Below are 7,774 nucleotides of genomic sequence, written 5' to 3'. Positions count from 1 at the left end.
CACCACGGGAAGGACCGAACGAGCATGGCGAACTACACCGCTGCTGACATCAAGGCCCTGCGCGAGCGCACCGGCGCCGGCATGATGGACGTGAAGAAGGCTCTGGACGAGGCCGACGGCGACGCCGAGAAGGCCATCGAGATCATCCGCGTGAAGGGCCTCAAGGGCGCCACCAAGCGCGAGGGCCGCTCGGCCGCCGAGGGCCTCGTGGCCGCGACCGTCGAGAACGGCGTCGGCGTCATGATCGAGCTCAACTGCGAGACCGACTTCGTGGCCAAGGCCGACAAGTTCATCGCCCTGGGCGACGTGGTGCTGCGCGCCGCCGTCGCCTCCGGCGCCACCGACGTCGACGGCCTGCTGGCCTCCGAGCACGAGGGCCGCACCCTGGGCGACTACGTGACCGAGGAGGGCGCCCTGCTGGGCGAGAAGGTGGCCGTGCGCCGCCTGGCCCGCGTGGAGGGCGCCTACGTGGACGCCTACCTGCACAAGACCTCCAAGGACCTGCCGGCCCAGGTGGGCGTGCTCCTCGCCGTGGACGCCGACTCCGCCGAGGCCAAGACCGCCGCGCACGACATCGCCGTGCACGTCGCGGCCTACTCGCCCACGTACCTCACCCGTGAGGACGTGCCGGCCGAGACCGTCGAGAACGAGCGTCGCATCGCCGATGAGACCGCCCGTGCCGAGGGCAAGCCGGAGCAGGCCCTGCCGAAGATCGTGGAGGGCCGCCTGACCGGCTTCTTCAAGGAGATCGTGCTCGTGGACCAGCCGTTCGCGAAGGACCCGAAGCAGACCGTCGGCAAGGTCGCCTCCGACGCCGGCACCAACGTCACCGGGTTCGCCCGCTTCCGCGTCGGCAACTGACCGCCGCACCCGGACCGGCCGCTCCCGGTCCACGCCCCGCGGGGGCGTAGGATCGGGAGCGACCCGAGGTCCACTCCGGCGCCGGATGGCGCCGACGACCATCGCATGACGGGGTGGCCGCCCCGACCGGGCGGCCACCCCGTCCGCGTGTCCGCCCCCGCGACGGCCGTCCCCGGCCCGACCCCCCACCGACCAGGAGATGCTTCCCATGGAGACGAACCGCGCCCCCGAGGACCCGACCACCGCCCACGCCCCGCAGACCTCGGACGACACCGGCCGCCGTCGCGTGCTGCTCAAGCTCTCGGGCGAGGTGTTCGGCGGCGGCAAGATCGGCGTGGACCCGGAGACCGTCCGCGGCATCGCCGAGCAGATCGCCGCCGCGGCGGACCAGGTGGAGATCGCGATCGTCGTCGGCGGCGGCAACTTCTTCCGTGGCGCCGAGCTGTCCGAGAACGGGATGGACCGCCGTCGGGCCGACTACATGGGCATGCTCGGCACCGTGATGAACTGCCTGGCCCTGCAGGACTTCCTCATCCAGGCCGGGGTCACCACGCGCGTGCAGTCCGCCATCCACATGGAGCAGGTGGCGGAGTCCTACATCCCGCTGCGCGCCATCCGCCACATGCAGAAGGGCCGCGTCGTGATCTTCGGCGCAGGCACCGGCCTGCCCTACTTCTCCACGGACACCGTGGCGGCCCAGCGTGCCCTCGAGGTCGGGGCGGACGAGGTCCTGATGGCCAAGTCCGGCGTGGACGGCGTCTACACCGCGGACCCCAAGAAGGACCCCACCGCCGAGCGTCTCACGCACCTGACCTACGACGAGGCGCTGCTGCGGAACATCCGCGTGATGGACCTGACCGCCATGACCATGTGCAAGGACAACGACCTGGACATGCGCGTGTTCGGCATGGAGGGCCCGGGCAACGTGACCCGCGCCCTGCTCGGCGAGCCGATCGGCACCACCGTCACCGTCTGAGGCGCGCCGCGTAGGATGGCGGCAGACCTGTTCCACCACACCGAGGAGACACCGTGATCCAGGAGACCCTGCAGTCCGCCGAAGAGCAGATGGACCGCACCATCGAGGCCACGCGTGAGGACTTCGCCTCCGTGCGCACGGGCCGCGCCAACCCGGGCCTCTACTCCAAGGTGATGGTTGACTACTACGGCTCGTTCACCCCGCTGCAGCAGCTGGCGTCCTTCACCACCACGGACGCCCGCACGCTGCTCATCACCCCGTTCGACCAGTCGGCCCTGCGCAACATCGAGAAGGCGCTGTCCGAGTCCGAGGTCGGCGCGAACCCGTCCAACGACGGCAAGGTCATCCGCATCGTGATGCCGGAGCTGACCGAGGAGCGCCGCAAGGAGTACGTGAAGCTGGTCAAGTCCAAGGCGGAGGAGCACAAGATCTCCGTGCGCAATGCCCGCCGCAAGGCCAAGGAGGCCATGGACAAGGCCGTCAAGGACGGCGAGGTCGGCGAGGACGAGGGTGCCCGCGGCGAGAAGGAGCTGGACGCGCTCACCAAACGCCACGTCGAGCTCATCGACGAGATGGCCAAGAACAAGGAGCAGGAGCTGCTGGAGGTCTGAGCCTCCCGCCGTCCGCGCTCGCCCCATGACCTCCGCCGTGTCCACCTCGCCCGCACCCCCGCGCGGCGGCCGCGACCTCAAGTCCGCCGTCCTCGTGGGGGTGGGGCTGCTGGCGACGGCCCTGGTCGGCCTCTTCTGGCTCGACTGGCTGCTGGTCCTCCTCGTGGTCGCCCTGCTGGTCGGCGCGGTGTCCGAGATCGCGACGGCGGTGCGCGGCATCGGCCTGGACGTGCCGCGGCCCCCGCTCTGGGTGGCCGCGGCGGTCCTGCCGCTCACCGCGTGGCGGTGGGGGGTGCCCGCGCTGTTCATCGCCCTGGTGGCATGCCTGGCGCTGGTGGCCGTGTGGACGGCGCTGACGCGGCGGCGTCCGGCGGGCCAGTTCATGCTCGCGGGCGTGTTCATCGTGCTGTGGGCGCCGTTCCTGCTCTCCTTCGCCGCGGCGCTCCTGGACGAGCCGCTGGGGCACCGCATGGTGGCGGTCCTGCTGCTGATGGTGGTCTCCAACGACACGTTCGGCTACATCGTGGGCTACCGCTTCGGCCGCACCCCGATCGCCCCGCGCATCAGCCCCAAGAAGTCCTGGGAGGGCCTGGCCGGCTCCCTGGCGGGCTCGGTGCTGGTGGGCGTCGTCGCCGTCCCCCTGCTGGTCGGCCAGCCGTGGTGGGTCGGCGCCGTCCTCGGCGTGACCACCGTCGCCGCCGCCACCTCGGGGGACTTCTCCGAGTCCATGGTCAAGCGTGAGCTCGGCATCAAGGACATGTCCTCCGCCCTGCCCGGCCACGGCGGCGTGATGGACCGCCTGGACTCCCTCGTGTTCGCCGCGCCGGTGGCCTACACCGTGCTGGCGCTGCCCCTGACCTGATCCACCCCTCGACCCGGCACGTCCGGGACCCACACCGCAGGAGACGCCCATGACCCCCCGCACCACCCCGGACGCCGAGCCGGTCTTCGAGCTCGTCGAGCAGGACGAGATCGGCTACGAGACCACCCACGTGGACGCCTTCATGGCGCGTGCCCGTGAGGCGCGCGACGGCGGTGCCCCGCTGACGGCGGAGGAGGTGCGCCAGGCCCGCTTCGCGACCGTCAACGGCGGCTACGCCACCGACGAGGTGGACGACGAGCTGGACCGTCTGGAGGAGGAGCTGGCCGCCGCCGAGCGTCAGGCCTTCGTCGCCGAGCGCGGGGACGAGGACTGGGCCGCGGACCTCGAGGAGCGCGTGGCCGAACTCGTGGCCCGCGCCGATCGGGCCCCGGCGGAGCGCTTCCGCCGCCCCTCCCGCGCGGACGCCGTGAGCTACGACGTGGACCAGGTGGACGCGCTCGTGGACCGTCTGCGCGTCACCCTGGCCGGTGCGGAGGACTCGACGGATCCCGGCGCCGAGGGCGGGCTGACCGCGGACGACGTGCGCCGCGCGTCGTTCGGCGAGGCCGAGGGTGCCGCCGGCTACGAGGAGGGCCAGGTCGACGCCTACCTCGACGCCGCCGTCGACGTGCTGCTGCGCCGCGCCTGACACCCGGCCCTCGCGCGGCGGCCCCGGGCAGAGTGGCGCAGATCACACTCACGTGAGTACAATCGCACCACCGAGACGCCGCGCGCTCCACCCCTGCTCGCGCATGCGTACAACTCCCTCGCCCCGCACCGTGGGCGTCGATCGGAAGGCAGTCCAGTGACCCTCGTGGACCACACCCGTCCCACCGGCGGACAGTCCGCCGGCTCTCCGCCCCCGGCGGGCCCGGCCGAGGCCGTGATGCTCCAGGTGCTCGACACGGAGGGCCGCCGCCGTCCGCAGCCGGAGCTCGACCCGTGGATCGAGGACGTCGACGCCGACGCCCTCGCCGCGCTGTACCGTCAGATGGCCGTGGTCCGGCGCCTCGACGTCGAAGCCACGCACCTGCAGCGTCAGGGCGAGCTCGCCCTGTGGCCCCCGCTGCTGGGCCAGGAGGCCGCCCAGGTGGGCTCCGCGGTCGCGCTGCGCCCGGACGACTTCGTCTTCCCGTCCTACCGTGAGAACGGCGTGGCACTGCTCCGCGGCGTCCCCGCGCTGGACCTGCTGCGGGTGTGGCGCGGCTCCACGTTCTCGAGCTGGGACCCGAACGAGACGCGGGTGGCCACCCAGCAGATCATCATCGGCGCGCAGGCCCTGCACGCCGTCGGCTACGCGATGGGCGTCCAGCGGGACCAGGCGGACGTGGCCACGATCGTCTACTTCGGCGACGGCGCCACGAGCCAGGGGGACGTCAACGAGGCCATGGTCTTCAGCGCCTCGTACCAGTCGCCCGTGGTGTTCTTCTGCCAGAACAACCACTGGGCCATCTCCGAGCCCGTGCGCCTGCAGACCCGCCGCAGCATCGCGGACCGCCCGTGGGGCTTCGGCATCCCGTCGATGCGCGTGGACGGCAACGACGTCCTGGCCGTGCTCGCCGCGACCCGCGCCGCCGTCGAGCGCGCGGCCGACGGGGGCGGCCCCACCTTCATCGAGGCCGTCACCTACCGCATGGGTCCGCACACCACCGCGGACGACCCCACCCGCTATCGGGACGACGCCGAGCTCGAGGCCTGGAAGGCCCGTGACCCGCTGACCCGCGTGGAGGCGCACCTGCGCACCCTCGACGTGGACGTGGACGCCGTGCTCGCGCAGGCCCAGGCCGAGGCCGACGAGCTGGCGGCAGAGGTCCGCCGCGCCCTCGAGGCGCTCGAGGAGGACGGCGCGGACAGGCTCTTCGACGAGATCTACGCCGAGCCCCACCAGGAGCTCGAGCGGCAGCGCCGCGAGCACGCCCTCTACCTGCAGCAGTTCGGCGACGAGGAGGCGGGCGCGTGAGCGAGCGCATGACCTTCGGCCGGGCGATCAACCGCGGCCTGCAGCGTGCCCTGGCCGACGACCCCAAGGTCCTGCTCATGGGCGAGGACATCGGCGCCCTCGGCGGCGTGTTCCGCATCACCGACGGCCTGCAGGCCGAGTTCGGCGAGGACCGGGTGCTCGACACCCCGCTGGCCGAGTCCGGCATCGTGGGCACGGCCATCGGCCTGGCGATGCGCGGCTACCGGCCCGTCGTCGAGATCCAGTTCGACGGCTTCGTGTACCCGGCGTTCGACCAGATCGTGGCGAACCTGGCCAAGCTGCGTGCCCGCACCCGCGGCGCCGTGCCGATGCCGGTCACCATCCGCATCCCCTTCGGCGGCGGCATCGGCTCCCCGGAGCACCACTCCGAGTCGCCCGAGGCCTACTTCCTGCACACCGCGGGCCTGCGCGTGGTCTCCCCGTCCTCCCCACAGGAGGGGTACGACCTCATCCGCGCCGCGATCGCCTCGGAGGACCCGGTGGTCTACCTCGAGCCCAAGCGTCGCTACCACGACAAGGGCGACGTGGACCTGGACGTCGCGATCCCGCCGATGAGCCCGGCCCGCATCCTGCGCGAGGGCCGTGACGCCACGCTCGTGGCCTACGGCCCGCTCGTGAAGACCGCCCTGCAGGCCGCCGAGGTGGCGGCCGAGGAGGGCGTCGAGGTCGAGGTGGTCGACCTGCGCAGCCTGTCCCCGCTGGACACCGGCCTCGTCGAGTCCTCGGTGCGGCGCACCGGCCGGCTCGTCGTGGCGCACGAGGCCTCCCGCACCGGCGGCCTCGGCGCCGAGCTCGTGGCCACGGTGGCCGAGCGCGCGTTCCACTGGCTCGAGGCCCCGCCGGTGCGCGTCACCGGCATGGACGTGCCCTACCCGCCGTCCAAGCTCGAGCACCTGCACCTGCCGGACCTCGACCGCATCCTCGACGGCCTGGACCGTGCTCTGGGCCGACCGAATTCGCTGGACTCCGTGGACGCGTTCGCCGCCCCCGAGACCGCCGAGCAGTTCCTCGCGGCCCAGAACGCCGGGGAGGAGACCCGATGAGCCAGAAGACCTTCCGCCTGCCCGACCTCGGCGAGGGCCTGACCGAGTCCGAGATCGTGACGTGGCGCGTGGCCGAGGGCGACGCGGTGAGCGTGAACCAGGTGCTCGCCGACGTCGAGACGGCCAAGGCCGTGGTCGAGGTCTCGAGCCCGTTCGCGGGCGTCGTCGCGGCCCTGCACGGCGCCGAGGGTGAGACCCTCGAGGTCGGTGCGCCCCTGGTGACCTTCACCCTCGAGGGCGCCGAGCCCGACGTCGGCGGGCCCGCCGAGGGTGACGGCCGCGTGCCCACCCTCGTCGGCTACGGCGCCGCGCCGGACACCGGCAAGCCCGGCCGCCGTGCGCGGCGCGGCTCCGCGGCCCCGGCGACGTCGGCCGCCCCGGCGGGCGAGCCCGCCCGCGGACAGGCGCCGTCCACGTCGGAGGCGGCCCCCGCCGGCGCCGGGCGCCCGCAGCCCGAGGCCGCCGAGCCGGACCGCGCGGACGCGGCCCACGAGCCGGCCCCGGGCGAGCGACCCCGGTGCACTCCGCCCGTGCGCCTGTACGCGCGCCGCGCGGGCGTGGATCTGGAGCAGGTCACCGGCACGGGTGTGGGCGGGGTCATCACCCGCGCGGACGTCGAGGCGTTCCTGGCCGGGGGCGGGCAGCCCGCGGCCGCGGCGGCGCCGCCGCAGTCCGGCGCCGAGTCGGGCTCGACCGGGGGCGTCCGCACCCTGGGTGGCCGCCCGCGCACCGAGGCCGTGCCGGTCAAGGGCGTGCGCAAGGCGACCGCGGCGGCCATGGTGCAGTCCGCGTTCACCGCCCCGCACGTGACCGAGTTCCTGCAGGTGGACGTCACCGAGACCATGGAGCTGCTCGCCGAGCTCAAGGCCTCCCGCGAGTTCCGGGACGTCAAGCTCACGCCCATGACGCTCGCCGCCAAGGCGTGCCTCGTGGCGATGGAGCGCACCCCGGACGTCAACGCCCGGTGGGACGAGGCCGCCGGGACGATCGTCCAGCAGAACTTCGTGAACCTCGGTTTCGCCGCCGCCACCCCCCGCGGGCTGATGGTGCCGAACGTCAAGGACGCCCAGGCGATGAGCCTGAGGGAGCTGGCCGACGCCATCCGCGATCTCACGGGCCTCGCCCGCGAGGGGCGGCTGTCCCCGGCGGATCTGGCCGGCGGCACCTTCACGCTCACGAACGTCGGGGTGTTCGGCGTGGACGCGGGCACCCCGATCATCAACCCGGGTGAGGGGGCGATCATCGCGATCGGCCAGGTCCGGAGGATGCCGTGGGAGCATCGCGGCGAGATCGCCCTGCGGGACGTCATGACGCTGTCCCTCTCGTTCGACCACCGCTTCGTGGACGGCGAGCAGGGCTCGCGCTTCCTCGCGGACGTCGGCGCGATCCTGCGCCGCCCGGGTCTGACCCTGACCATGGTCTGACGGCCCCGGACGCGCC

General features: G+C 73.2%; 8 protein-coding genes. All 8 read left to right on the top strand.

Features of this window, described 5'->3' with window-relative positions; genetic code table 11:
• The first annotated feature begins 24 nt into the window (after nucleotides 1-24).
• The 8 genes from tsf to ACFI33_RS10365 all read left to right on the top strand — a co-directional run bounded on the left by tsf (nucleotide 25) and on the right by ACFI33_RS10365 (nucleotide 7,758).
• Nucleotides 25-861 (top strand): translation elongation factor Ts, encoded by an 837-nt coding sequence (tsf, locus tag ACFI33_RS10400; protein WP_078026174.1) that lies wholly within the window; start codon nucleotides 25-27, stop codon nucleotides 859-861.
• A 208-nt stretch (nucleotides 862-1,069) separates the two neighbouring features.
• The gene (gene pyrH, locus ACFI33_RS10395) at nucleotides 1,070-1,837 is read left to right on the top strand and encodes a UMP kinase (protein WP_002857706.1); all 768 of its coding nucleotides are present in this window, start codon (nucleotides 1,070-1,072) and stop codon (nucleotides 1,835-1,837) included.
• 53 nt (nucleotides 1,838-1,890) lie between these two features.
• Complete coding sequence (gene frr / locus ACFI33_RS10390; protein ID WP_036314042.1) at nucleotides 1,891-2,448, top strand: ribosome recycling factor; 558 nt, start codon at nucleotides 1,891-1,893, stop codon at nucleotides 2,446-2,448.
• A 25-nt stretch (nucleotides 2,449-2,473) separates the two neighbouring features.
• Nucleotides 2,474-3,310 (top strand): phosphatidate cytidylyltransferase, encoded by an 837-nt coding sequence (locus ACFI33_RS10385; RefSeq protein WP_036314044.1) that lies wholly within the window; start codon nucleotides 2,474-2,476, stop codon nucleotides 3,308-3,310.
• A 49-nt stretch (nucleotides 3,311-3,359) separates the two neighbouring features.
• On the top strand, nucleotides 3,360-3,959 hold the full coding sequence (locus ACFI33_RS10380) for a DivIVA domain-containing protein (protein WP_036314046.1): 600 nt from the start codon (nucleotides 3,360-3,362) through the stop codon (nucleotides 3,957-3,959).
• Nucleotides 3,960-4,115: 156 nt separating this feature from the next.
• Nucleotides 4,116-5,270, top strand: a complete 1,155-nt coding sequence (pdhA, locus tag ACFI33_RS10375; RefSeq protein WP_036314048.1) for a pyruvate dehydrogenase (acetyl-transferring) E1 component subunit alpha — start codon at nucleotides 4,116-4,118, stop codon at nucleotides 5,268-5,270.
• An 8-nt stretch (nucleotides 5,271-5,278) separates the two neighbouring features.
• Nucleotides 5,279-6,334 carry an alpha-ketoacid dehydrogenase subunit beta gene (locus ACFI33_RS10370; protein ID WP_051995228.1) on the top strand — a complete coding sequence of 352 codons (1,056 nt, stop codon included), beginning with the start codon at nucleotides 5,279-5,281 and terminating at the stop codon, nucleotides 6,332-6,334.
• Nucleotides 6,331-7,758 carry a dihydrolipoamide acetyltransferase family protein gene (locus tag ACFI33_RS10365; RefSeq protein WP_036314052.1) on the top strand — a complete coding sequence of 476 codons (1,428 nt, stop codon included), beginning with the start codon at nucleotides 6,331-6,333 and terminating at the stop codon, nucleotides 7,756-7,758. Before ACFI33_RS10370 ends, ACFI33_RS10365 begins: the two co-directional genes overlap by 4 nt.
• Nucleotides 7,759-7,774 lie beyond the last annotated feature (16 nt).

This window comes from Micrococcus sp. PSi08, assembly GCF_054960655.1.
This window is presented reverse-complemented; position numbering and strand designations above follow the sequence as displayed.

Coding starts and splice junctions, on each gene's coding strand:
- ACFI33_RS10365 (WP_036314052.1), top strand. CDS start 6,331: ATGAGCCAGAAGACCTTCCGCCTGCCCGACCTCGGCGAGGGCCTGACC.
- ACFI33_RS10380 (WP_036314046.1), top strand. CDS start 3,360: ATGACCCCCCGCACCACCCCGGACGCCGAGCCGGTCTTCGAGCTCGTC.
- tsf (WP_078026174.1), top strand. CDS start 25: ATGGCGAACTACACCGCTGCTGACATCAAGGCCCTGCGCGAGCGCACC.
- pyrH (WP_002857706.1), top strand. CDS start 1,070: ATGGAGACGAACCGCGCCCCCGAGGACCCGACCACCGCCCACGCCCCG.
- ACFI33_RS10370 (WP_051995228.1), top strand. CDS start 5,279: ATGACCTTCGGCCGGGCGATCAACCGCGGCCTGCAGCGTGCCCTGGCC.
- ACFI33_RS10385 (WP_036314044.1), top strand. CDS start 2,474: ATGACCTCCGCCGTGTCCACCTCGCCCGCACCCCCGCGCGGCGGCCGC.